Annotated in this window: 27 protein-coding genes; 5 read left to right on the top strand and 22 right to left on the bottom strand. The window is 46.7% G+C overall.

Annotation, left to right across the window (positions count from 1 at the left end; all coding sequences use genetic code 11):
* Positions 1-6: 6 nt before the first annotated feature.
* The 17 genes from lysA to BLQ44_RS01270 all read right to left on the bottom strand — a co-directional run bounded on the left by lysA (position 7) and on the right by BLQ44_RS01270 (position 13,853).
* Positions 7-1,299: a diaminopimelate decarboxylase gene (lysA, locus tag BLQ44_RS01350; protein WP_093191128.1), complete on the bottom strand. Its 1,293-nt coding sequence runs from the start codon at positions 1,297-1,299 to the stop codon at positions 7-9.
* 93 nt (positions 1,300-1,392) lie between these two features.
* Positions 1,393-2,841: a spore germination protein gene (locus BLQ44_RS01345; protein WP_093191126.1), complete on the bottom strand. Its 1,449-nt coding sequence runs from the start codon at positions 2,839-2,841 to the stop codon at positions 1,393-1,395.
* 6 nt (positions 2,842-2,847) lie between these two features.
* Positions 2,848-3,198: a stage V sporulation protein AE gene (spoVAE, locus tag BLQ44_RS01340; RefSeq protein ID WP_093191123.1), complete on the bottom strand. Its 351-nt coding sequence runs from the start codon at positions 3,196-3,198 to the stop codon at positions 2,848-2,850.
* A complete protein-coding gene (spoVAD, locus tag BLQ44_RS01335) occupies positions 3,195-4,208 on the bottom strand; it encodes a stage V sporulation protein AD (protein WP_093191121.1) in 1,014 nt (337 codons plus the stop codon). Before spoVAD ends, spoVAE begins: the two co-directional genes overlap by 4 nt.
* On the bottom strand, positions 4,199-4,654 hold the full coding sequence (spoVAC, locus tag BLQ44_RS01330) for a stage V sporulation protein AC (protein ID WP_093191118.1): 456 nt from the start codon (positions 4,652-4,654) through the stop codon (positions 4,199-4,201). The genes spoVAD and spoVAC overlap by 10 nt, the downstream gene beginning before the upstream one ends.
* A gap of 12 nt (positions 4,655-4,666) precedes the next feature.
* Entirely contained in the window at positions 4,667-5,068 is a 402-nt protein-coding gene (locus BLQ44_RS01325) for a stage V sporulation protein AB (protein ID WP_093191115.1), read from the bottom strand.
* Positions 5,058-5,645: a stage V sporulation protein AA gene (locus BLQ44_RS01320; protein WP_245688082.1), complete on the bottom strand. Its 588-nt coding sequence runs from the start codon at positions 5,643-5,645 to the stop codon at positions 5,058-5,060. The genes BLQ44_RS01325 and BLQ44_RS01320 overlap by 11 nt, the downstream gene beginning before the upstream one ends.
* A gap of 132 nt (positions 5,646-5,777) precedes the next feature.
* The gene (sigF, locus tag BLQ44_RS01315) at positions 5,778-6,521 is read right to left on the bottom strand and encodes an RNA polymerase sporulation sigma factor SigF (protein WP_093191110.1); all 744 of its coding nucleotides are present in this window, start codon (positions 6,519-6,521) and stop codon (positions 5,778-5,780) included.
* Between the two features lie 12 nt (positions 6,522-6,533).
* Entirely contained in the window at positions 6,534-6,974 is a 441-nt protein-coding gene (gene spoIIAB / locus BLQ44_RS01310; protein WP_093191107.1) for an anti-sigma F factor, read from the bottom strand.
* Positions 6,971-7,324 (bottom strand): anti-sigma F factor antagonist, encoded by a 354-nt coding sequence (gene spoIIAA / locus BLQ44_RS01305; protein ID WP_093191105.1) that lies wholly within the window; start codon positions 7,322-7,324, stop codon positions 6,971-6,973. Before spoIIAA ends, spoIIAB begins: the two co-directional genes overlap by 4 nt.
* 175 nt (positions 7,325-7,499) lie before the next feature.
* A complete protein-coding gene (locus tag BLQ44_RS01300; protein WP_093191999.1) occupies positions 7,500-8,801 on the bottom strand; it encodes a pyrimidine-nucleoside phosphorylase in 1,302 nt (433 codons plus the stop codon).
* 175 nt (positions 8,802-8,976) lie between these two features.
* Positions 8,977-9,792, bottom strand: coding sequence for a purine-nucleoside phosphorylase (locus BLQ44_RS01295; RefSeq protein WP_093191102.1), 816 nt, complete (start codon positions 9,790-9,792; stop codon positions 8,977-8,979).
* 12 nt (positions 9,793-9,804) lie between these two features.
* Positions 9,805-10,983: a phosphopentomutase gene (deoB, locus tag BLQ44_RS01290; protein ID WP_093191100.1), complete on the bottom strand. Its 1,179-nt coding sequence runs from the start codon at positions 10,981-10,983 to the stop codon at positions 9,805-9,807.
* 96 nt (positions 10,984-11,079) lie between these two features.
* A complete protein-coding gene (xerD, locus tag BLQ44_RS01285) occupies positions 11,080-11,967 on the bottom strand; it encodes a site-specific tyrosine recombinase XerD (protein WP_093191097.1) in 888 nt (295 codons plus the stop codon).
* A 76-nt stretch (positions 11,968-12,043) separates the two neighbouring features.
* Positions 12,044-12,508, bottom strand: a complete 465-nt coding sequence (gene fur, locus BLQ44_RS01280) for a ferric iron uptake transcriptional regulator (RefSeq protein ID WP_093191094.1) — start codon at positions 12,506-12,508, stop codon at positions 12,044-12,046.
* 118 nt (positions 12,509-12,626) lie between these two features.
* On the bottom strand, positions 12,627-13,247 hold the full coding sequence (spoIIM, locus tag BLQ44_RS01275) for a stage II sporulation protein M (protein WP_093191091.1): 621 nt from the start codon (positions 13,245-13,247) through the stop codon (positions 12,627-12,629).
* 54 nt (positions 13,248-13,301) lie between these two features.
* Entirely contained in the window at positions 13,302-13,853 is a 552-nt protein-coding gene (locus BLQ44_RS01270; protein WP_093191088.1) for an NUDIX hydrolase, read from the bottom strand.
* 78 nt (positions 13,854-13,931) lie between these two features.
* Here BLQ44_RS01270 and BLQ44_RS01265 point away from each other — a divergent pair, with 78 nt between their 5' ends.
* A complete protein-coding gene (locus BLQ44_RS01265; RefSeq protein WP_093191086.1) occupies positions 13,932-14,846 on the top strand; it encodes an aldo/keto reductase in 915 nt (304 codons plus the stop codon).
* Between the two features lie 41 nt (positions 14,847-14,887).
* Here the strand turns inward: BLQ44_RS01265 and BLQ44_RS01260 are convergent, their stop codons facing one another.
* The 4 genes from BLQ44_RS01260 to BLQ44_RS01245 are packed head-to-tail and all read right to left on the bottom strand — an operon-like array spanning position 14,888 to position 17,231.
* The gene (locus tag BLQ44_RS01260) at positions 14,888-15,100 is read right to left on the bottom strand and encodes a DUF3886 domain-containing protein (protein ID WP_093191083.1); all 213 of its coding nucleotides are present in this window, start codon (positions 15,098-15,100) and stop codon (positions 14,888-14,890) included.
* Positions 15,097-15,435 carry an iron-sulfur cluster biosynthesis family protein gene (locus tag BLQ44_RS01255; protein WP_093191080.1) on the bottom strand — a complete coding sequence of 113 codons (339 nt, stop codon included), beginning with the start codon at positions 15,433-15,435 and terminating at the stop codon, positions 15,097-15,099. The genes BLQ44_RS01260 and BLQ44_RS01255 overlap by 4 nt, the downstream gene beginning before the upstream one ends.
* Before the next feature lie 58 nt (positions 15,436-15,493).
* The gene (locus BLQ44_RS01250) at positions 15,494-16,282 is read right to left on the bottom strand and encodes an SDR family NAD(P)-dependent oxidoreductase (protein ID WP_093191078.1); all 789 of its coding nucleotides are present in this window, start codon (positions 16,280-16,282) and stop codon (positions 15,494-15,496) included.
* Positions 16,272-17,231 (bottom strand): MBL fold metallo-hydrolase, encoded by a 960-nt coding sequence (locus BLQ44_RS01245; RefSeq protein WP_093191075.1) that lies wholly within the window; start codon positions 17,229-17,231, stop codon positions 16,272-16,274. Before BLQ44_RS01245 ends, BLQ44_RS01250 begins: the two co-directional genes overlap by 11 nt.
* A gap of 185 nt (positions 17,232-17,416) precedes the next feature.
* On the opposite strand from BLQ44_RS01245, the gene BLQ44_RS01240 reads away from it, so the two are divergent.
* The 4 genes from BLQ44_RS01240 to BLQ44_RS01225 all read left to right on the top strand — a co-directional run bounded on the left by BLQ44_RS01240 (position 17,417) and on the right by BLQ44_RS01225 (position 22,125).
* On the top strand, positions 17,417-18,937 hold the full coding sequence (locus BLQ44_RS01240; protein WP_093191073.1) for an AbgT family transporter: 1,521 nt from the start codon (positions 17,417-17,419) through the stop codon (positions 18,935-18,937).
* A 110-nt stretch (positions 18,938-19,047) separates the two neighbouring features.
* Positions 19,048-19,788, top strand: coding sequence for a glycerophosphodiester phosphodiesterase (locus tag BLQ44_RS01235; protein ID WP_093191070.1), 741 nt, complete (start codon positions 19,048-19,050; stop codon positions 19,786-19,788).
* A 1-nt stretch (position 19,789) separates the two neighbouring features.
* Positions 19,790-20,728, top strand: a complete 939-nt coding sequence (gene rnz, locus BLQ44_RS01230) for a ribonuclease Z (protein ID WP_093191067.1) — start codon at positions 19,790-19,792, stop codon at positions 20,726-20,728.
* A gap of 23 nt (positions 20,729-20,751) precedes the next feature.
* A complete protein-coding gene (locus BLQ44_RS01225; protein WP_143004675.1) occupies positions 20,752-22,125 on the top strand; it encodes an aldehyde dehydrogenase family protein in 1,374 nt (457 codons plus the stop codon).
* Here the strand turns inward: BLQ44_RS01225 and BLQ44_RS01220 are convergent, their stop codons facing one another.
* Complete coding sequence (locus tag BLQ44_RS01220) at positions 22,126-23,358, bottom strand: DNA polymerase IV (RefSeq protein WP_407690360.1); 1,233 nt, start codon at positions 23,356-23,358, stop codon at positions 22,126-22,128.
* Positions 23,359-23,388: the final 30 nt, after the last annotated feature.

Here is a 23,388-nt window from a genome sequence, read left to right as displayed (position 1 = left end):
TCTCTCCTATTCTATACTTAAGTCAAATCTTGTAACTTCTTCATACGCTTCTCTACGGACAGCCAGTTGGTGAGTTCCATTCTCCACAAAGACAACGGCCGCTTTCGGAAATCGGTTGTAGTTATTAGCCATGGAATATCCATAAGCTCCTGTACTGAATACAGCCAAAAGATCTCCTGGACGAATATGCGGAAGGTCCGCATCCCAAATCAACATATCTCCGGATTCACAGCACTTTCCTGCAATGGAATACGTCTTCTCATCCGCTTCATCCATACGTTCGGCAGCTACGATATCATACTTGGCGTCATAGAGAGCCGGGCGGATGTTGTCGGTCATTCCGCCGTCTACTGAAAGATACGTACGCACTCCATCGATATCTTTGACGGAACCAGCCTCATAAAGGGTAAGACCGGCGTCTCCTACGATTGCTCTTCCGGGTTCTATCCATATCTCCGGCAACGGATAGTCACGGGTAGCAGCCTGATGCTTCACTTCTTTCACCAGCGCCGCCGCGTATTCATCAAGGCTCAAAGGATCGTCTTCGTCCGTATAACGAATCCCGAATCCACCTCCGAGATTGAGCACATCCGCTACAAAGTCGTGATCTTTCTTCCATTTATCCATTATATCAAATAATTTCCTAGTAGCCATCAAAAACCCGCTCGTTTCGAATATTTGAGACCCGATATGACAATGCAGACCTTTTACTCTCAGCCTGCTGAGCTTTTGAAGAGTGATAAAAGCAGCATCGGCCTGTCCACTCGTCAAATCGAATCCGAATTTCGAATCCTCCTGACCGGTCAGGATATAATCATGGGTATGAGCTTCGATTCCAGGAGTTACCCGTAAAAGTACGTCCATGGACGTTTCTTTTTCCTCAAGTATTTCTTTCAGTACTTCTATCTCGAAGAAATTATCGACAACCACACATCCGATCCGTGCTTCCACAGCCATCTCAAGCTCATTCCTGCTCTTGTTGTTTCCGTGCATATGAATCTTCTCAGGCGGAAAACCCGCTTGAAGTGCGGTATGTAGTTCCCCCTCCGAAACGACATCAAGGCTCAGTTTCTCCTGCTTTGCAACCTGAACCATCGCAACGGAAGAGAACGCTTTGCTGGCATAAGCGACTTGCGCTGTAATCCCTTCCCTTTCGAATGTCTCTACGAAGGCTCTGGCATTTTTCCTTATCCGTCCTACGTCATATACGTATAGAGGCGTTCCATAATGCTTTTTGAGGGTAGATACATCAACACCTCCGACTTCAAGTACACCTTGCTCATTTATTGAATGCTTCACTTAGATCCGCCTTTCCGAAAAAAATGTCCCTTTCTTAAAGGAACATACAGAATATTTATTAATTTATCACAATCTTTCCTGACCTACAACATATCAGGACTGTCTCTCTGTATCCTTCGGACGGACGATGCTCGGTCTTACTTTCAGAGTCGGGTTCGTGAAGCGGAACAGGATCTGTATAAAAGCTTTTCCATTGAAAGGCAGAAACGGCCAAAGATACGGGGTACGGAATGATTTGGTGGAAATGAGGGACAACGTGTAGATGAGCACTCCTATAAAAAACCCTTTCACTCCGAAGAGCGCCGTCATGATCAGTAAAAGAATACGACTGATTTTATGAGCGACGGACAATTCATAACTCGGGGTGGAATATGTCCCGATAGCACTTGCTGCCACGTACAGTATCGCCTCCGGTCCGAAAAGACCTACATCGATGGCGATCTGGCCGATCAGCACGGCAGCGATCAGCCCCATGGATGTCGATAACGGGGTCGGTGTATGGATGGCGGCAATCCGGAGCAGTTCAATTCCGATATCGGCAATGAGGATCTGAACCACGAGGGGAATCGTCCCCTCCTCTTTCGGTCCTATAAACGATAAAGCCTCAGGGGTAAGCTCCGGCTGAATCGATAATAGCAGCCACATCGGCAGTAAGAAGACGGAAGTGAGCATACCAAAGAAACGGACCCAACGGACGAATGTCCCCACTACAGGTGATTGCCTGTACTCTTCAGCATGTTGTACGTGATGAAAGAAGGTTGTAGGAGTTATCATTATACTCGGTGACGTATCCACCATGACCAAGATATGTCCCTCCAGCAGATGAGAAGCAGCTACGTCCGGACGTTCTGTGTATCTGACCAGAGGAAAAGGGGTACGCCCCTGTTTCACGATATATTCTTCCAGCATTTTATCAGCCATCGTCAGCCCATCAACATCCACTTTTTCCAGCCTGTCTTTGATCACTTTCAACAGATCGGGATTGGCTACATCTTCAATGTAAGAAATACACACATCAGTCTTGGAACGTTCCCCTATCTGCATCAGTTCATTCCTTAACCTCTTATCTCGTATCCTGCGTCTTGTCAGCGCTGTATTTTCGATTATGTTCTCCGTATACCCATCCCTGGACCCTCTGACTACTTTCTCTGTATCCGGCTCCTCCGGTGTTCTTCCGGGATAAGAACGTACATCCACAAGAATCCCTTTCGCTTCGCCTTCGACAAGGATCAGGAGCAAACCGGAGAGCATCGGCGTGATCCCTTCCTCCATGGTATCGATGACTTCCACCTGCTGGTGGGAGATTGTATGATAAAGGTTAGAGAAGAAAGAATCTTCCGGTATGCTTTCTTCCTGCATGCCCCGAAGTAAGTCTACGACTACCGCCGCATCACACAAGCCGGTTACGTAATAAAGAATGACTTTCTTCCCGGACACCAGCAGCTCCCGATTTCCGAGGTCGAAAGAGGCACTGATTTTCAGCCTGTCTTCAAGGATCCTTTTATTCTGATCGAGATTCATGACAATAGGTGTTGACTCCATAGATAATTATCCTTTCGGTTGAAATATTGCAGCGACAATGAAAGCGAACAGAATAGCAGAAGCGATCCCGGCGGAGGTAAGTTCGAAAATACCGATCGCAATCCCGATAAGTCCATGCTCATCAGCCTGCTCCATGGCTCCGTGCAGCAACGAATGTCCAAAACTCGTAATCGGTACCATCGCACCAGCTCCGGCCACTTCAATCATCCGGTCATAAATATCCAGGAAATCCAGAAAAGCACCGGCTACCACAAAAGAAGACATCACATGTGCAGGTGTCAACTTGAAACGATCCATCAAAAACTGTCCGACAGCACAAATCGCCCCGCCCAGAATGAAAGCCCACAGATAAGTCATTCGTGTTTCACCCTTTCAAAAGCCACCGCATGAGCTACAGAAGGAATCGATTCTTTCTGTTGAATCATGAGCGGGTTCATAAGCGCTCCTGTAGCTACTAACAGGACTCTCTCATACACGCCACTCATCATCTGCTCAAAAATATGCCCGTACGTTACAACGGCGGAACAGGCACATCCACTACCTCCACTGAATACAGGCTGATCCTTCGAATAGATCCATAACCCGCAGTCCCTGTGGTTCTCTGTAATATCAATCCCATCCTCCTTCAATAATTCCCGTACGAGAGGAGTCCCCACCGAAGACAGATCTCCAGTCACGATCAGATCATAATACTCCGGGCTTCTACCCTTATCTTCGAGATGGGTCTTAATAGTATCGGCGGCAGCCGGAGCCATAGCAGAGCCGAGATCCCAAGGGTCCGACCGGTCAAAATCGACGACCCTGCCGATCGTAGACGATTCTATCCGAAGGTCACTTTTCTGACGGGAAAGAAAGAGAGCCCCACTTCCCGTAACGGTGAACGTCGCAGAGGAAGGTTTTTGACTGCCATACTCAGTCGGATACCTGTATTGCCGCTCCGCCGTAGCATTATGGGAACTGACAGCAGTGAGAGCATTGGAAACGAAACCTCCGTCTACCAACGCAGCTCCGATGGAGATTCCTTCAACAGAAGTGGAGCAGGCTCCGAAGATTCCGAGCGTAGGTACGTTCAGATCTCGGGCAGTATAACTTCCGATAACGTTCTGATTGATCAGATCTCCGGTAAGAAATACATTTACCTCTTTCATGGAGGTTTCGTCTTTGCGGAGACAATGGGCGATAGCTTTCTCCATCATCGTCCGTTCCGCTTCCTCCCAGCTTTTCTTGTTATCATGAAGATCGTCCAGGGATTCATCGAACGCATCACCAATGGGCCCCTGGCTTTCAAGGGGCCCTACAACGGTCCCTGTAGCCTGTACATAAATATCGTTTTGAAATGTCCATGTATTCACTCTATTCACCCCCACGGTATCATCTCGACCAGTACATAACGGAGAACACCCAGGATATAGGCAGCTACTACACCAAACACGATCACCGACCCCGCCAGCTTGAACATATTCGTGGCTACCCCCAGGACGAACCCTTCACTCTTATGTTCCATAGCTGCTGATGTCAAGGAGTTCGAGAACCCGGTAACCGGTACTGAAGTACCAGCACCTGCGAACTGTGCCAAACGGTCATACAAACCGAATCCCGTCAATAAAGCGGAGATGAATATAAGCGTCGCTACCATAGGGTCTCCCGCTTCTTCCCGGCTGAACCCTAACCACGAGGTATACATATTCATCAGCCCCTCTCCGAACACACAGATAAGCCCCCCTACGAGGAACGCCTTCGCCATGTTCATGAAATAAGCAGGCGGTTGTACTGTTTTATTCACCAACTGTTCGTAATCTTCTTTCTTCATCATTCGACCTCCGTATCAGGGCGTAAAAATCACCCAATGAAATAATGACCCCGCCACTTTCCCGAACACAAGGGCATACATCAAAGCGAAAAGATAGTCCTCCACCTGAATCCTTTTGAATAGCAGTGGGAACACGTTCAGAACTTCTGTCAGAGCTGCTGCAAGCATACCGATGAACACCCCTTGAGAAAGGCCTATAATAGGAAGAGCTACTTCCAACCCTGATACTGCAGGAGACATCCCCGAGAGAAACACACCCGCGAGAGCTCCGGCCACTACAGCCGTTTCGCCTGCTGGCGGCTTCATCCTTGTCATCAGAATCAATCTCGGTATCAGTCCCAGCACAGTTATAAAAGCCACAAAACCGGCTCCGACCGCCACTCCCCCTGCAAACCCGATGATGATTTCAAGAATCATTCTTTTTTTCCAGACTGTTGTGGTAAAGGGTGACGTACTGATCCAGATCCTCCTGATATTTAAAGACTTCCACATCTAAAGGGGAGGGTTCTTTCTTCACCGTTCGTGCCGGCCATCGGTTGAAAAACAACAGCATACCAAGGCCCAATCCTATCGAATATGGAATTTGGATCAGCCACGGTCTTTCCACTTCTTCTCCCGTAAATAAGAAATGGATCCTCTGGTGAACTTCCGACATACTTACGTCGTAGTGAAAATTCATGATCGCCATACCGGAGCCTATAAATAACAGAATCCAAACCGAGAAAAGCAGAAAGATGGAGCGCTTCCTCTTCTGCTGGTCTTCTTTGATCAATGTACTTACAGGACCGAGGAACCTGACTTCCGCTTCCGGAAACAATTCAAGCACCTTCTGAAGAAGCGTATATCCATCGATGACCACCGGAGTTTCCGACTGATCCTTCGTATCAAGTTGCACCGATTCAAGTCTGCTTATTCCTGTCGTATCTGACTTCACATAAGCTACATCCTTAAAATACAGGGGGGCCTCTTTCGCTTTCTGAACTTCATGCTTCATTCGTATATAGATGAGCGTCATAGAATCGTCCCTTTACAGAGAGATAGTTCTAGTATGGGAAAGAATGCATGTTCTATACTAAAAGCAATCATTTGCGCACAAAAAAAGCCAGGGTATGTAACCCTGACCCTGTCATGTCCTCTCTTTCATCATTTCCTTCATGGATTTCAGTATATTCTTCTCAAGCCTTGAGACCTGGACCTGGGAAATACCCAGTCGTTTCGCAACTTCCGTTTGTGTATAGTCCTGATAATACCGCAAGTATATGATGACTTTCTCGCGTTTCTTCAGCTGGCTCATTACATCCTCGATTGCGATATGATGAAACCAATCTTCCTCTTCCTCCGTCATCTGATCAGCAAGAGTCAAAGCGTCCCCGTCGTGCTCATAAACGGTTTCGTAAATGGATTTAGGCATGCGTCCCGCTTCTTCCGCCTGTACTAATTCTTCGGAGGAAATATCGAGCTCTTCTTCGAGTTCTTTCATGGTCGGGCTTCTTCCATACTCCTTCATCCACTCTTCCCGTTTCTTTTTGATCTTATGGTTCAGCTCTTTCAGTCCACGACTGACTTTCACAGTTCCATCATCTCTTATAAACCGCTGTATTTCTCCGATGATCATCGGAACGGCATAGGTCGAGAACTTAACGTTATAAGACAAGTCGAATTTATCGATGGACTTCATAAGACCGATACACCCGATCTGAAAGAGGTCTTCCGCGTCATATCCCCGTTTCATATATCGTTGTACGACGGACCAGACGAGTTTCGTATTCGCTTCCACCAGTTCGTCCCGGGCACGGGTGGAGCCCTCCTGACTCTCTTTCAGCAGCCGCTTCACTTCTTCATCTGTTAAGACTTGCGACGTTTTTGCCATCACCTGTCCCCCTCAATGACAGACTCTATCTTTGGCAACCATTTTTTTCCTCAACTCCACCCTAGTTCCATTACCCGGAGAGGAAGTTACGAGGACATGGTCCATGAAATTCTCCATGATCGTAAAACCCATGCCGGACCTCTCCAGCTCCGGTTTCGACGTGTATAACGGCTCTTTTGCCATTTCGACGTCCTCGATTCCACTTCCGTTATCAGATATCACAATCACCAACTCATCATTTTCATAAGCACAATGCAGTTCGATGTCTTTTCCATCCTCCGAATCGTAGCCATGAATGATAGCGTTGGTCACCGCTTCTGATACTACAGTCTTCACATCCATCATTTCTTCCATCGTTGGATCGAGCGGTGCCATGAATCCGGACACCGTCACCCGCGCCAGTGATTCATTTTCACTTCGACTATCAAACGTCAATGTCATGCGATTTTTCATATCATCACCCCGAATTTTTGTAGTGCTTCTTCTTCCGTAACCGCAAATGGCAGTAATTTCTTCAAGCCGGAAAGCTCGAAAAGTCGATCCACCTCACTCGATACCCCACTGATCATCAGCATCCCTTCATTCGCCTGAATTTCTTTGTATCTTCCCAAGACCACTCCGAGACCTGAACTATCCATGAAATCCAGCCCGGAAAGCTCTAACAATACATGCCTTTTTCTTTTTTCCTTCAACCACCATTGCCATTCCTTCCTTAATTTATCAGCTTCATGATGATCAAGCTCCCCTTCCAGTCTTATGATAAGCAGATTATCGTGAACCTCATATGCCGTAGCTAATGCCATTTCGTTTCCCTCCTTGAGAACTCCTATAGTACTTCATTCGCCGTATTCTTCTCATCGCCTTTCCAATCGCAAAACTAGTGGAAAGCTTACATATTCATACAAAAAAAGCGGGAGGTAACGCACCTCCCACTTTTCTATATAAAAAAACTGCCGCCTGAAGCGACAGTTTCCTTGATTACGTAATGATATTGTGAATAAGTGTTGGGGCTTGTGTTTCTTCATCGGAAATAGTGTAAGCTTCTTCCACTTTGTTGATGGAATCTACAGGGTTAGATTCATTACTGTGAAGAACGACTAACGCTTCCCCTTCTTCGACCTTATCCCCGATTTTCTTCTTAAGAGTTATGCCTACACTGTGATCGATCGCATCATCTTTCGTCTGGCGCCCTGCCCCGAGATACATGGCAGCCACACCGATCGACTCTGCATCGATTTCGGAGACGAACCCACTTTTGGAAGCTTTGACTTCTACCTCATGGGAGGCTTTCGGCAATTTATTCAAATCAGCAATCATCGATCCATCTCCGTGCTGTGCTTCAATGAATTCTTTCAGCTTAGCAAAAGCCTTCCCATTGGAAATATTCTCTTCAAGCGCTTTTCTCGCTTCCTCTGGCTTCTCGAAAGCACCCGCCAGCACGCTCATGTGAGAAGCGATTTCCAGGGAAAGCTCTCTCAAGTCTTTCACATCACTTCCCTGAAGAATTTCAGCGGCTTCCTTGATTTCGTTCGCATTCCCCACCTCGAAACCGAGAGGCTGGTTCATATCGCTGATGACAGCGACTGTGTTCTTGCCGAGTTCCTTGCCGATCGTCACCATTTCACGGGCTAGTGCTTCAGAATCCTCCAGGGTCTTCATGAATGCTCCCGACCCTGTCTTTACGTCCAAGACGATGCTATCAGCTCCGGAAGCCAGCTTCTTACTCATGATAGAGCTTGCGATCAGAGGAAGTGCGTTCACTGTACCGGTGACATCACGGAGCGCATACAATTTCTTATCGGCAGGGGCAAGGTTCCCTGTCTGTCCGGCAACCGCCAGTTTATGTGAGTTGACGTTTTCGACAAATGCTTCTTTCGTGATTTCTGTCGTGAAGCCATCAATCGCTTCCAGTTTATCGATGGTACCTCCTGTGTGTCCAAGGCCACGTCCGGACATCTTCGCTACAGGTACGCCGACTGAAGCGACAAGCGGTCCTACAATGAATGTCACTTTGTCACCGACACCGCCGGTGGAGTGTTTATCCACGATATGCCCTTCGATCGCACTAAGGTCGATCGTTTCTCCTGAATCCACCATCGCCTGTGTAAGGGTAGCTGTTTCTTTCCCGTTCATTCCTTTGAAGTATATTGCCATAGCCAGAGCGGATGCCTGGTAATCAGGGATATCCCCTTTCGTATAGCCTTCGATGAAGAACCTGATTTCTTCATCTGTCAATGCCTGACCTTCCCGTTTTTTCACTATAATATCGTACATTCTCATAAGAATCACCTTTTCGATAAAAAATTCAGGACGATTCGTCCCGTTCACTAAGAAAAGCACGAAGCCGGTCCTCAAGAAGAGGAGGGGGCACCGAAGGAACACTCCCCTCTTTTGAGGAAATTACTTGTGTCACCTATTCACTGGGATGATCAACAGTGCTGCCTTTGGTACTGGCTCAGGCACTCTTCACTATCGACTTCACGAATTTCAGAAAGTCTTCTCTCACTCTGGCAGTCGTCTCAATAACCTCATCATGTGTCAATGGCTGGTCAAGAATCCCCGCAGCCATGTTGGAAATGCAGGAAATCCCCAGAACTCTCAAGCCCGCATGGTTCGCCGCAATCACTTCAGGTACCGTAGACATTCCGACTGCATCTCCTCCAAGCGTACGTAGCATACGGATTTCAGCCGCCGTCTCATATACAGGACCGGTATTACCGACATACACACCTTTTTCGACATTCAGTTCAATGTCGTCCGCTATCTGTTCTGCCAATTGGATAAGGTCACGGTCATAAGCTTCCGACATATCCGGGAAGCGTACGCCCATCGATTCGTCATTAGGTCCGATCAACGGGTTATCCCCCATTTGATTGATATGATCTTTGATGATCATAAGCTGTCCAGGATCGTAGTCCTCGTTGATTCCACCGGCAGCATTCGTCACATAGAGATCATCGATTCCGAGCTGTTTCATGACGCGGACCGGGAAGGTGACCTCTTTCATCGTATATCCTTCGTAATAGTGGAAGCGACCCTGCATGGCCACTACATGCTTACCTTCCAACTCACCTATAACCAGTTGCCCTTTGTGACCGGATACGGTGGATTCCGGAAAATGAGGAATCTCCTTATAGGAAATCGTCACAGGGTTCTCGATTTCATCTGCGAGCACTCCGAGACCGGATCCCAGGATCAATCCGATCGATGGTTTCGCTGATAATCTACTTTCAATAAATGTCGCTGCTTCTTTTACTGTTTCCACATTCATCTGCTTCTCCCCCTATTTGATGTCATCCATAAAGCTTTTGCCATGCTCCGGCATTTTGACGGAAAAGTTATCAGCTACCGTTGCGCCGATATCCGCAAAGGTCTGGCGCTGTTCCAACTCTTTTCCAGCTTCGATTCCATTGTGATAAACGATCAGTGGAACGATTTCCCTTGTATGATCGGTTCCATGGTGTATCGGATCGTTCCCGTGGTCCGCCGTAATAATCAGCAGATCATCGTCATTTAGCTTTTCAAGCACTTCTGGAAGTCGTTTGTCAAAGGTTTCAAGTGCTTTGCCGTAACCTTCCGGATCTCTGCGATGACCGAATTTCGCATCGAAATCAACGAGATTCAGGAAGTTCAGACCATTGAAATCATCATCGATGGATTTGATGAATTTATCCATGCCATCATCATTGTCGTCCGTACGGATCGCTTTTGTTACCCCTTCTCCGTCGTAGATATCAGAAATCTTACCGAGAGCCACGACATCATAATCATCATCCTCGAGATGATTCATCACTGTTCTGCCGAAAGGTTTCAATGCATAATCGTGACGATTCGAGGTACGTTCAAATGCTCCCGGCTCTCCGATAAATGGACGGGCGATGACTCTTCCTACCATATATTTCTCATCTCTCGTAAGTTCTCTTGTATATTCACAGATTTCGTGAAGCTCTTCGGGTGGGATGATGTCTTCATGAGCTGCAATTTGGATCACGGAGTCCGCGGAGGTGTAGACGATCAGATCCCCCGTTTCCATGTGATGTTCGCCGAGTTCTTTGATGATTTCCGTGCCGGAAGCAGGTTTATTCCCTACGATGCCACGACCCGTTTTCTCTTTGATCTGGTCCAGCAATTCATCCGGGAATCCTTCCGGGAACGTGCGGAAAGGCTGATCGATGTAAAGACCCATAATCTCCCAGTGTCCCGTCATCGTATCCTTCCCATTCGATGCTTCGACCATAGTCGTATAGTGGGCTTTCGGTTTATCAGCCTTCTCAATACCCTGTATAGGTCGGATATTGCTGAGACCTAAGCTTCCCATATTAGGCATATTCAACCCGTTCATTCTCTCCGCTATGTGTCCTAGTGTGTCAGCACCACTATCGTCGAAACGTGCCGCATCCGGTGCTTCCCCGATTCCTACGGAGTCCATTACAATCAGAAAAACTCTTTTAAAACTATTCATCTAAAATCCCTCCTGTACATTTCTTTCCCATATTTCCATCATTATAAGCTACCTTCATGTTGTAGGATGTCAGACAACTATAATTATAGTATACCATTAGGCTCTCGGATGAAACGAGCGATATACATCCTGCAGCCTCGTTTTCGTCACATGTGTATAGATCTGGGTGGTGGAAATGTCCGCATGGCCCAGCATTTCCTGTACAGCTCGCAAGTCTGCCCCATTCTCCAGGAGATGGGTCGCAAAGGAGTGACGCAACGTGTGCGGAGTGATCTCTTCTGTCACTCCCACATCTTTCGCAACCGCTTTCAATATCTTCCAAAACCCTTGCCTGGATAGCGGGTTTCCGTGGTGATTCACGAACAATTCTTCTGTACTCTTCTGTTTCACCAACCGTTGCCGCGGTCCATTCAAATACTCACTGATAGCTTCTTTAGCCATGTCCCCTAGAGGTACGATCCTTTCTTTGTTGCCTTTCCCGATACACCTTACGAATCCCATCGTCAAATGAAGATCGGACACCTTGAGCGCTACCATCTCAGAAACCCTGAGACCTGTTGCATAAAGCATTTCAAGCATCGCTTTATTGCGTGCCGTCAAGTCGTCCTTCACCGGGAGCCCCAACAGTTTCTCTACATCTGTGGAGGATAGGATCTTCGGAAGTTTCCGGTCTTTCTTGGGAGTTTCTATATGTAGGCTCGGATCTTTCCCGGATTTCTTCTCCCTCACCAGGAACTGATGGAACAACCGAATAGAAGACAATAGCCTGGCAATGGTAGAGGGACTTTTTCCTTTGTCATTCAATGTATACAAATAGTTCATTATTTGTTGTCTGTTCACCTGATCAAATCCGGTCACAGATTCTTCCTTTTCCAAATGACTTAAATATTGTCTGAGGTCCCTTTTATAAGACTGCACCGTGTTCTTTGAAAGACCTCTTTCGACGGTAAGATAATGCAAAAAGTCCTCAAAATCATCCCACATAGCTTCTACCCCTGTTCCATGTATATTATGCTTCACTTAGAAATTACAATAGATAGCGTGATTTGTAAACCGTTTTCTATTTGGAGTTCCCGCTTGTCACCGTTACTTCCTGACACACTTTGCAAATACCATGAAAAGTGAGGCGGTGGTCCTTCACCTGGAACTTCCAATCCTTCTCTACGATCTTTTCCACTTCCTCAAGAAGATCTTCCTCCACTTCTTCTACGGCCCCGCACTCCGTGCACACTAGATGGTGGTGGAAGTGTTCAGCTCCCTCTTTTCTGAGATCATAGCGGGAAACGCCATCTCCAAAGTTTATTTTATCGACGACTTTCAATTCTGATAATAATTCCAACGTCCGGTAGACAGTGGCGAGCCCGATTTCCGGGGCTTTTTCTTTTACCAGGAGGTATACATCTTCTGCACTGAGATGATCAGCTTCATTCTCAAGAAGGACACGGACTGTCGCTTCCCGTTGAGGAGTCAATTTATAGCTTTGAGAATGCAGTTGCTTTTTGATTCTTTCTAAACGATGTTCCATGGAACTCACCCCTCCCTCTGTTTCAATTTAATTATAGCAAAGTCGTTCTCACTGTCAAATTAAAATGATTATTATCTGTTATTGATAATCATTTTAAAAAAATGATTATTATCGATGTTCAAAGCAATAGTTCCAGCAACGGTTGGGAAAGAAATACTTCTGCAACAGAGGACACGAGCAGAAGCACAAGTGCAAGAAAGTAAGCGAAGCCATACCTTCCCATATCAGCTCTGATGGAATGCAGCCGCTCCCCGCTCCATAAAGGACTGCTTAAATATACAGCGAACATCCCTACCATCCAGGAGGTTACGATATACACAGGTATCGTAATAATATTATGAGGAGCTATCGTAAGGGAGGCAATCCCCAGTCCTTTCCACCCCATCTGGTGCACAAGAAACCCTACCGAAAAACCGAAGTACACCCCTTTAAGGAAGAGGAGAATAATGACCACCGGAAGACCGATGACCGACAAACCAAGGATGAATATAAGACTCAGTTGCAGCACATGATTCAAGTAACTGTTCCGGAAAAGTTCCCATTTCAGAAGACCGGGGTCGTTGTTCCACGACTGGAAAAATTGCTCCAAATAAAAAAACAGATCCTGCTTCTGTACAAAAGCCAGGCTATTGACTGTCAAAGAACCGAATACCACACCCATAACAAAAACGACAGTAAAGAAAACTAAACTGTTCCATTGGACCGAGGAGTGGAAGGGGTCCCATAAAATTTTCGACATGTAGCGCCTCCTCCTTCATCATCTTACTATTAAACTATGAAGAGGAGACAGATTTTAGTATTCAGATAAATATTGTTTTGCATACATAAGAGCGTAAGACGTCTTCGCATCGTGGATCCGCCGGTTCTTCTCGAGTTCCTCAGCTTCTTCTATCGTCACTTCTTTCATCGTGACAAATTCGTCCTCATCTCCTTCCACTGTTTGTTCGAGTCTCTGGAGATTATCCGCCAAATAGATGTAAACAATCTCGTCAGCGAACCCGGGCGATGTATAGAAGGAATTGATCAATTTGATGTGGTCTGTCGTGTAGCCCGTTTCTTCTTCCAGTTCCCTGATAGCTGTGCCCTCAGGAGTTTCCCCTTTTTCGAGTTTTCCCGCAGGGATCTCTATGAGAGATTTTTCGAGAGGCTTCCGGTACTGCTCTACCATCACGAGTTTATTTTCATCTGTAATCGCAAGGATCGCTACTGCCCCGGGATGTGTTACAATCTCACGTTTCGATTGATTGCCGTCGGGTAATTGAACCGTATCGACTTTTACATCGATAATCTTCCCTTCGTATATGGATGTGGAAGACACTGTTTTTTCTTCGAATCTATCTGTCATTCTCTATCACCTCTGTATGTAAAGATAGGTTCATTCTATCACAGGAGAAAGAATCATTTCAGAAAGGATGAAGCAATTATGCAAAAAAGACAATTAGGTGCGTCCGATTTATACGTATCAGAACTGAGCCTCGGGTGTATGTCCCTGGGTACAGAAGAACATAAAGCGAAAGATATCATCCATACCGCCCTCGACTACGGAGTCAATTATCTGGACACCGCAGATCTGTACTCGTTCGGAGAAAATGAAAAGATTGTGGGCAAAGCGACCGAAGGCATTCGTGATCAGGTGATCATCGGATCAAAGGTCGGAAATAATTTCGATAAAGAAAAAGGGACATGGTCATGGGACCCTTCTCCGGCACATATCAAACAAGGGTTGAAAGACAGCCTTCACCGTACGGGGCTCGACTACATCGATTTATATCAGCTGCACGGAGGAACGATCGACGACCCTATTGATGAAGTCATCGATACTTTCGAAGCATTGAAAAAAGAAGGACTGATCCGTGAATACGGTATTTCCTCCATCCGACCGAATGTACTCCGACAATTCCTGCAGAAATCGAATATCGTTTCTGTCATGATGCAGTACAACCTGCTAGATCGTCGACCTGAAGAATTTCTGCCACTTCTTCGTGAAAACGATGTGTCTGTACTGGCCAGGGGTCCGCTCGCGAAAGGGATGCTATCAAGCAAAGCCGAGCAGGCAGTAGCGTCCAAAGGAAAAGATGGGTTCCTCTCCTACGATTACAATGATCTCGTTGACATCTCTGAAAAATGGAAAGACATGACCAGCGGAGAAGAAAACGCAAAAAGTTTTCAATATATCCTCCATAATGAGACAGTCGCAAGCTGTGTGTTCGGTGCAAGCAGTACGGAGCAGGTTAAAGAGAATATCAATGCCTTCAAAAAAGCGACGCCCCTAACCGACGCCGACTACAAACAGATGCAGTCTCTCACCAAAGCGTTGACGTATGCGAATCATCGGTGACTCCCTGTAAAAAAGCTAGTGCTGCCGCAAATGCGGCAGCACTATTTATACTTTTTCCAGTCCATTTCGCTTTCTTCAAGAAGCTCTTCGAAACTTTTATTCGCTTCACTTTTCCGTTTTTCTTCCAGGCGCCGTTTTCTTTCTCGTTCTTCAGCTTCTAATTCCTGCTGCTTCCATTGTTTCTTCTTATTCTGTAATTGCTTCACCAGATCCTCATCCATTTGATCTTTCAAGGACGGCTTTTGGTCTTTCATAGACGTTCTCCCCTTTCACATACCTGCCTCGGAGAAATCATCGGATTCAGAATTCCACCGGCACCTTTGAAACGGAAAGCTCCTTTATACACTTCGACCTTCATCGAATCTTCAAAAAACAGTGACTGCTCTTTGTTCACTACCACCGGCATGACATCACTTTCCACGTCTTCATCTGAGATCTGCCGTTCGGTTTCGAGACGGATGAGAGGGATCCCATTCACCCCACATCCGCAATCGTCCGTATCGTAAACAAGTCGCAGCATCGAAGCGTCAGAATCCTTCATTAGCTGCTGAAGCTTTTCCTTTGCTTCGTCCGTAAATTCCATACGCATGATACTCACCTCTCCTCCCTATAGTAGCTACACGTGGCACGTGTAGCAACAACTACGCTTATTTTTTGTCGAATTGGGAACGGAAAGCTTTCTCCATGATCCCGGGAGTAGCCTGGTAGAGCTTGCTCGCTGCTTCCATCCAGACAGGTGCATTGATTTCCCTTTCGCCCGTGTAAAAGGTCCGTACCATTCGTCGTGCGATAGTATTAGGATCTAGCATGATCGTTTTGACTGATTCCTGGTAACCTCCACTGGGATCCGCTTCTTCAAAAAAGGAAGTAGCTACCGGGCCCGGATTCACGCCCGTCACGGTAACCTGATCCGTTTCCATCCTCAGGGAGTTCGTGAAACCGACAACCGCGTGCTTCGTTGCTGTATATACTGCCGCTTTCGGCGTAGCTATCTTCCCGGACTGGGAAGCGACATTGATGATATGCCCCTTGTTGCTTTCAAGTAGAGGTAATAATTCTTGAGTGAGATGAATCAGAGCCGTGACATTCAGTTGTATCATTTTATTCGACTTTTCCCAGGAAGCCTCACTCAACCGTTCGAAACTGCCGAAACCGGCGTTATTCACAAGCCCTGCCAGATCCGGATGCTTCTCTTTCACTTCCGTGAGCAATTTTTCCCTTTCAGCTTCGTTGGACAGATCAGCCGGAAACGTTATACAACTCACCCCGAAAGCTTCCTCTACATAGTCCCTGATGATTTCAAGCCTGCTTTCATTGCGGGCAACGATAATAGGAACAGCCCCCTCTCTCGCTAAATGAAGAGCAGTAAACATCCCCATCCCTTTGGAGGCTCCGGTCACTAATACTTTTTTGTTCTTCATTTTTTCAGTTAACATAATATATTTCTTGTCCTCCTGTAACTTCCATCTTTATTCGTGATTCTCCCCTTAAGTAATCGAGCTGTCCGATCGTTTCTGACATCGTCAACGCATACTGCTTTATATGTTGGTTAGGGAACAGTTCTTTACTTATATCGAATGCGTGAGCGGGCTGCTCTTTGATGAATCTATACACTTTCTCAGCCCGTTCCTCCTGTTGTCTCAGTCTGATATCAATCACTTCTTTCACATTATGAAAGACATTTCCGTGGCCGGGTAAAACACGCCGGACGCCGATGTGCTTCAATTTCTTCAAAGAAGAACGATACTGCATCATCGGTTCAGCCCTTTCAGAAGATCTAAACGGCGGTTCTATGATCGGATTGGGAGAAATGTGTGCCAACAAGTGATCCCCGCCGATAAGGCTGCCGTCTTCTTTTCTGAAGAAAGAGAGATGGCTCTGGGCATGCCCTGGGGTTTCAATGACACTCCATTCCGGATGATCAGGAATAACATCTCCCTCCTCTAACGTATCAGTGACTCTGACGAAAGGAAAGTCTTTCAATTTGCCCGGAGACCGATCTAGCTTCTCGACTAACTTCTCCGGCACCCCGTTTCTCAGATAAAAATCCTTGAAGAAAGATATATAGCGGGACACAAATGTCTCGTCTCTGATCAACCAAGGCAGACTCTTCTCGTGTGCCGCAATCATTTCCACGTTAGGCAGATATTCCACAAGACCTATGTGATCCGGATGATGGTGAGTAAGTATTACCTGTTGAATGTCTTCCGGCTTCATGCCGTATTCTTTCAGCTGACGATGGAACGCTGTCCAAGCTTCTTCTGTACGAACCCCGGCGTCTATCAGAGTGATCTTTTTACCCTTCAATATATATAAGTGAACATCACCGACGGCATAGGGGGTCGGCACTGTTATCATACAAACCGTATCTTCCAAAGTTTTCATAGTTTCTCCCCCGATAAATGAATGATTATTCATTATTGTAGCACGAGTGACTTTCTTTTCCTAATATTCTTTCTTGTGCTAAAAATCTTGCTAGTTAGACTTTTAGCAAAAGACTTTCTTTCCACCCATTCGTTTACTATACTTCTCAAGTATTAAGGCAACCTAGATAAGAAAGGAAGTTACCTATGGAAAAAGAGGCGAACAAAGGGTTTCTTATGAAAACCCTCGATTGGGTCGAGAAAGTCGGAAACAAACTCCCTCACCCGATTACGTTATTTGCATTGTTTGCATTGCTTGTCGTCGTTCTGTCCGCTGTTCTTGCGGCTGTTAACGTTCAAGTAGAAGACCCGGCTACCGGTGAGCAGCTCGAAGTAGTCAACCTGCTTTCCGCTTCGGGCATCCAATACATGTTTGAATCGATGGTAGAGAACTTCGTCGGCTTCGCACCACTCGGCACCGTGCTTGTTACGATGCTCGGGATAGGATTAGCCGAACGTTCCGGACTGATCAGTGCTATGTTACGTGGGCTTGTGACTTCCGTCCCACAATCCCTATTGACGGCAGCTCTTGTCTTTGCAGGTATCATGTCCAGCATGGCTTCAGACGCCGGATATGTCGTTTTGACACCACTCGGAGCTGTTCTGTTCGCAGGTCTCGGAAGACATCCTCTGGCAGGACTTGCAGCAGCTTTCGCAGGTGTATCGGCGGGATACAGTGCGAACTTGTTCCTTACTGCGCTGGATCCGCTGCTCGCTGATTTGACGATCCAGGCAGCAGCTACGATCGATCCCGGATATGCAGATTCGATCCTTTATACGATGAACTATTACTTCATGATCGCTTCTGTATTCGTTCTGACGATTATCGGAACCTTGATCACGGATAAACTGGTCGAACCACGACTCGGTTCATTCCAGGGAAGTACAGAAGATGATGAAATCAACTATTTGACGAAAATCGAGAAAAAGGGACTATGGGGAGCATTTATCGCCCTGATCATCACCCTTGGGCTTCTCTCGCTCCTGATTCTTCCGAGTTGGGGACCTCTCAGAAATCCGGATGAATTCCTGGCCAGTCCGTTCTTCCAAAGCCTGGTACCGGTCATCCTGATCGTCTTCTTCGTTCCAGGTTTCGTGTACGGAAAAATGACGGGCGCCATCAAGAACGACAAAGACGTCGCCAATCAGTTGTCGGATACGATGTCCACGATGGGGATGTACATCGTCCTGGCCTTTACCGCCGGACAGTTCGTTGCTTACTTCAACCATACCAATATGGGGAAAGTCTTGGCCGTCACAGGTGCCGATTTCCTCGACTCCATCGGTTTTACAGGAATCGGGCTCGTTATAGCCTTTATTATCGTTGCAGCCATCATCAACCTGTTCATCGGAAGCTCTTCGGCGAAATGGGCGATCATGGCTCCGGTATTCGTACCACTCATGATGCAACTCGGCTATTCCCCTGAGCTCACGACACTCGCTTATAGAATCGCCGACTCGACGACGAATATCATTTCGCCGCTTATGCCGTATTTCGCAATCGTCATAGCTTTTGCCCAAAAGTATGATAAAAATGTAGGAATCGGAACATTGATTGCTACAATGCTTCCTTACTCTATCGGATTTTTCATCATCTGGATCATTATGCTATTCGTATGGATGGCATTCGGATGGCCGATCGGACCGGGCGCAGGATTTTTCTACTAATAATTGAACATCTGAGAAGCTGCCTTATCATCAAAGGCAGCTTTTTCTTTTATGAACAGAGGGAACATGGTAAGATTTGAATAGCTATTCAACAGCTAAGGGGTGTCTTTATGCGTACACATATATTGGCTCATCGGGGAGCGAGCAGGTATGCCCCCGAAAATACGATGCCCGCTTTTCGGCTGGCAGAAGAGATGGGAGCCGAAGGGGTAGAGACGGATGTGCAACTGACGAAAGACGGTGTCCCTGTTTTGATTCATGACGAAAATGTACGCCGTACTACGGATGGTAAGGGCTTCGTCCAGGACTATACGTTCGAAGAATTGCGCATGCTGGATACAGGAAGCTGGTTTTCTTCTGAATTCAGAGGAGTACAAATCCCCTCCCTGGAGGAGTTGCTTCAATGGATCAGAGATTATCCTCTATTGCTCCATCTCGAACTGAAAACCGACGTTATTTCCTATAAACATATTGAAGAGAAAGTCTACGCACTTCTTCGTCATTATCAAGTGCTCGATCGTACATGTGTCTCAAGCTTCAATGAAGAAACGCTTTCAGTCGTCAAGGATTTGAACCCTTCCATGAGAACTGCTTTTCTGACTCCGACGAAAATGCGTAAACTTATTCCTTACCTATCGTCTATTCCCGTAGATGATCTTCATATAAAACATACCTTACTCTCTAAGAAGCTTATTCATCACTGCAACAAAAACAGAGTCCCTGTCCGCGTCTACACGGTCAATAGACCCGCTCTGTTGAGGAAATGCTTCCATTTGCAGTGTGCCGGTATTTTCACGGATGTACCGGACATAGCGATCAGTATAAGAAAGGCAAAAGAAAGGAGCACCTGACATGGAACTTTATTTCCTCGGTACCGGAAGCGGTGTCCCCTCTAAAGAGCGGAACGTTTCCTCTCTTACCCTCCGTCTCCTTGAAGAGACCGGAGCTGTGTGGATGTTCGACTGCGGCGAAGGGACGCAGCAACAGATCCTCCACTCTCCGATCAAACCGAGAAGAGTAGAGAAGATATTCATCACTCACTTGCACGGAGATCATATATACGGGTTGCCGGGATTTCTCAGCAGCAGATCCTTCCAGGGAGGGACTACCCCCCTTACCATTTACGGTCCTGAAGGGTTACAGGATTTCGTTGAACTTTCTTTAAAGATAAGCGGCACCCACTTGAATTATGAAATCGACTTCCGTCAAATCGAAGACGGCTTCACCGAGGACTCCCCGCAATTCGAGATCACTGCTCACCTTCTTGAACACGGCCTCGACTCCTACGGGTTTCTCATCAAAGAAAAAGCACAGCAGGGAGCCTTACAGAAAGAGAAGCTGGAGGCGATGGGGGTCCCCCCTGGCCCTATTTACCAGACGATCAAGAACCAGGAAAGAACGACACTCGAAGATGGAACCATCATCACCCGCTCTGAAGTTCTTGGAGCTCCGAAGCCCGGGAGATCGATTGCGATTTTAGGGGATACACGTTTTAAGAGCAGCCATGCGGAATGGATCCACGGCGCAGATTTGTTGGTTCATGAGGGGACGTTTTCGGGTAAAGAAAGAGAGATGGCTTATGAGTATTACCATTCAACCGTCTCTCAGGCAGCTGCACTCGCCAAAGAATCAGAGGTAGGTCGACTTATTGTGAACCATCTTTCTTCACGGTACCAGACACCCGATATCGAATTGCTTTCAGAAGAAGCGAAGAAAATATTCCCTGAGACGACCATTGCTCATGATCACTATCACGTCAGCATTCCGAGGAACAACGGCAAGGAAAGCTGAGGAACGTCAGAAAAATCGATTAAATGAAGGAGGCATTACTTGTGGAGATCATCGAACAACAAAAAAACTGGTTCCTGCAGGGACATACAAGAAGATATGCATTCAGGAAACGTCAGCTGGAGAAAATGAAACGGATGCTCGATACATTCGAAGCTCCCCTGTTGAAAGCTCTCCGTTATGACCTGAACAAATCGGGATTCGAAGCTTACACAACAGAGATCGCCTTTTTGAAAGCTGAAATAGACGAACAAGTGAAACATTTGAAAACGCGTATGGCACCTGAAAAGGTGAAAGCTCCCCTCACCCACGCCGGTACGGACAATTACATCATAAAAGAACCATACGGAAATGTATTGATCATAGCGCCGTGGAACTACCCACTGCAACTTGCCATAGCTCCTGCAATCGGAGCGATAGCCGCAGGTAATACGGCGGTCATCAAACCTTCCGAGATGACTCCGATGGTCTCCTGGGTCATCCGGCGAATGGTGGAAGAGTTCTTCCCCGAGCATATCCTGAAAGTGATCGAAGGAGGGAAAGAAGTTACCCAGAAATTACTCCAGGAACCTTTCGACTACATTTTCTTTACGGGAAGCGAGCGTGTCGGACAAATCGTAATGCAGAAAGCTGCCGAACAACTCATTCCTGTCACGTTGGAGCTCGGAGGAAAAAGCCCCGCCATCGTGCATAAGGATGCGAATGTACAGGTCGCTGCCAGAAGAATTGCCTGGGGCAAGCTGATCAATGCCGGTCAGACGTGTATCGCCCCTGATCATGTTCTTGTTCATGAGGAAGTCAAGGATTCCTTCATCGAAGCATACAAAGAAGCTGTGACTCATCTGTATTCTTCTGAGCCTTTACAGAACGAGGACTACGTAAAAATCGTCAATAAGGATCACTTCCATCGCATCAAAGAATACCTCGAAGAAGGGAACGTAGCATTCGGAGGCGAAACGAGTGAAAAAGAAAACAAGATCGCTCCTACCGTCCTTACTGATGTCAGCCGGGACGATAAAGTCATGCAGGAGGAAATATTCGGACCTGTCTTGCCTGTAATCGGTTATGATGAACTGGATGATGTGATACGTACATTAAGCGGGAAACCGAAGCCTCTGGCTCTTTACTACTTCGGTGAGAGTCAGAAAGATCAGAAACTGGTCACTACCACCCTCTCTTTCGGAGGAGGATGCATCAACGACACGCTCTATCACATCATCAACCCGCATCTTCCGTTCGGCGGCGTCGGAAGCAGCGGCATGGGAAGCTATCACGGGAAGTACAGCTTCTCTACGTTCACGCATGAAAAATCGATCACGAAACAGACGACGAAGTTCGATCCTTCCTTCCGTTACAAACGAGACGAGAAAAGCTTGAAGATTATCAAAAGTCTCCTGTAATCAGTCATCAAGGAAATCTTTTTGAAAGCTTGTGGAAATGGTTGCGGGAGGGGTTTTCGCTTTATGGAAAATGCCCTCCCCATATTTTTGTCTCAATTCTTCCATGGCCTTATACAACGGTTCTTTCTCCGCTACCCATTCATAACTGAACAGATTGAGCTGTTCGACCGCTTCCGTCCTTTCCACCAATTCTGATAAAGTGATGCCAAGAAGACGGATGGGCTGCTGATTCCAGTGTTCTTCGAATAAGTCCACGGCTTCTCTCCAAATATCTTCTCTTTTATCTACATACTCCTGAAGCGACCTGCTCCTGGTAACCGTCTTTCTATTATTATAGCGGATCATGATCTGTATCTGCTGCCCTACGACATTCTTCCGTTTCATACGGTTCTCCACTTTGTCTGCAAGCTTCCGGAAGGTTTCATTGATATGCGTTTCACTGGTGGTGTCTTCCGGCAGTGTCGTCGAAGTACCGATACTCTTGAAAGAATGGATCGCCTCGGGGTCCACCTCTCTGTCATCGAACCCATTCGCTCTTTGATGGAGCTTCTGACCGTTGATACCGAGGAGTGCTTTCACTTCATACTCTTCTTTGGTAGCGAGGTCTTCGATCGTCTCTATTCCGATTTTCTTCAATTTCTCGTTCGTCTTCTCTCCCACTCCGTTCATGTCCCGAACAGGGAGCGGCCATAATTTCCTGGAAAGGTCCCTTTTTCTCAGAATCGTTATCCCCATCGGTTTTTTCATATCAGAAGCCATCTTCGCCAAAAATTTATTCGGAGCTATTCCTATACTGCAGGGGACCTGAAGTTCCTGGTAGATTCTCTGCTGAATCTCTTTCGCTAAATCAGGGGGATAATGGGAGGAAGCAACATCCGTCACGTCTATATAACCTTCATCGATAGAGACCGGTTGCACCATAGGGGTCACTTCTCTTAATAATGAAAACATGGCCTGGGACACTTCTTTATAACGTTCAAAATTGGGCCTTCTGATCAAGAGAGAAGGACAGAGCCTCTTTGCTTCTCCGACAAGCATCGTTGTCTTCACTCCGTATTTTCTCGCTTCATAACTGCTGGTGACGATCACGCCTTTCCTTTCTTCCGGATTGCCTGCTATGGCCAGCGGCTTTCCTCGAAGCTCCGGGTGATCAGCCATTTCTACGGACGCATAGAAACTGTTCATATCAATATGGAAAATGATTTTCGACCGAGAGCTCCCGGATTTCATCAGGTCACCACCTTTCGAACGTCTGTTTTCTTG

This window comes from Salimicrobium halophilum (genome assembly GCF_900100295.1).
Classification (GTDB): Bacteria; Bacillota; Bacilli; order Bacillales; family Halobacillaceae; genus Salimicrobium; species Salimicrobium halophilum.
Note: the sequence above shows the minus strand (reverse complement) of the source record. Positions and strands in the feature narration are given on the sequence as shown.

Coding starts and splice junctions, on each gene's coding strand:
- BLQ44_RS01345 (WP_093191126.1), bottom strand. CDS start 2,841: ATGGAGTCAACACCTATTGTCATGAATCTCGATCAGAATAAAAGGATC.
- spoVAE (WP_093191123.1), bottom strand. CDS start 3,198: ATGACTTATCTGTGGGCTTTCATTCTGGGCGGGGCGATTTGTGCTGTC.
- spoVAC (WP_093191118.1), bottom strand. CDS start 4,654: ATGATGAAGAAAGAAGATTACGAACAGTTGGTGAATAAAACAGTACAA.
- BLQ44_RS01325 (WP_093191115.1), bottom strand. CDS start 5,068: ATGATTCTTGAAATCATCATCGGGTTTGCAGGGGGAGTGGCGGTCGGA.
- BLQ44_RS01320 (WP_245688082.1), bottom strand. CDS start 5,645: ATGAAGCATGAAGTTCAGAAAGCGAAAGAGGCCCCCCTGTATTTTAAG.
- sigF (WP_093191110.1), bottom strand. CDS start 6,521: ATGGCAAAAACGTCGCAAGTCTTAACAGATGAAGAAGTGAAGCGGCTG.
- spoIIAB (WP_093191107.1), bottom strand. CDS start 6,974: ATGAAAAATCGCATGACATTGACGTTTGATAGTCGAAGTGAAAATGAA.
- spoIIAA (WP_093191105.1), bottom strand. CDS start 7,324: ATGGCATTAGCTACGGCATATGAGGTTCACGATAATCTGCTTATCATA.
- BLQ44_RS01300 (WP_093191999.1), bottom strand. CDS start 8,801: ATGAGAATGTACGATATTATAGTGAAAAAACGGGAAGGTCAGGCATTG.
- BLQ44_RS01295 (WP_093191102.1), bottom strand. CDS start 9,792: ATGAATGTGGAAACAGTAAAAGAAGCAGCGACATTTATTGAAAGTAGA.
- deoB (WP_093191100.1), bottom strand. CDS start 10,983: ATGAATAGTTTTAAAAGAGTTTTTCTGATTGTAATGGACTCCGTAGGA.
- xerD (WP_093191097.1), bottom strand. CDS start 11,967: ATGTGGGATGATTTTGAGGACTTTTTGCATTATCTTACCGTCGAAAGA.
- fur (WP_093191094.1), bottom strand. CDS start 12,508: ATGGAACATCGTTTAGAAAGAATCAAAAAGCAACTGCATTCTCAAAGC.
- spoIIM (WP_093191091.1), bottom strand. CDS start 13,247: ATGTCGAAAATTTTATGGGACCCCTTCCACTCCTCGGTCCAATGGAAC.
- BLQ44_RS01270 (WP_093191088.1), bottom strand. CDS start 13,853: ATGACAGATAGATTCGAAGAAAAAACAGTGTCTTCCACATCCATATAC.
- BLQ44_RS01265 (WP_093191086.1), top strand. CDS start 13,932: ATGCAAAAAAGACAATTAGGTGCGTCCGATTTATACGTATCAGAACTG.
- BLQ44_RS01260 (WP_093191083.1), bottom strand. CDS start 15,100: ATGAAAGACCAAAAGCCGTCCTTGAAAGATCAAATGGATGAGGATCTG.
- BLQ44_RS01255 (WP_093191080.1), bottom strand. CDS start 15,435: ATGCGTATGGAATTTACGGACGAAGCAAAGGAAAAGCTTCAGCAGCTA.
- BLQ44_RS01250 (WP_093191078.1), bottom strand. CDS start 16,282: ATGTTAACTGAAAAAATGAAGAACAAAAAAGTATTAGTGACCGGAGCC.
- BLQ44_RS01245 (WP_093191075.1), bottom strand. CDS start 17,231: ATGAAAACTTTGGAAGATACGGTTTGTATGATAACAGTGCCGACCCCC.
- BLQ44_RS01240 (WP_093191073.1), top strand. CDS start 17,417: ATGGAAAAAGAGGCGAACAAAGGGTTTCTTATGAAAACCCTCGATTGG.
- BLQ44_RS01235 (WP_093191070.1), top strand. CDS start 19,048: ATGCGTACACATATATTGGCTCATCGGGGAGCGAGCAGGTATGCCCCC.
- rnz (WP_093191067.1), top strand. CDS start 19,790: ATGGAACTTTATTTCCTCGGTACCGGAAGCGGTGTCCCCTCTAAAGAG.
- BLQ44_RS01225 (WP_143004675.1), top strand. CDS start 20,752: ATGAAGGAGGCATTACTTGTGGAGATCATCGAACAACAAAAAAACTGG.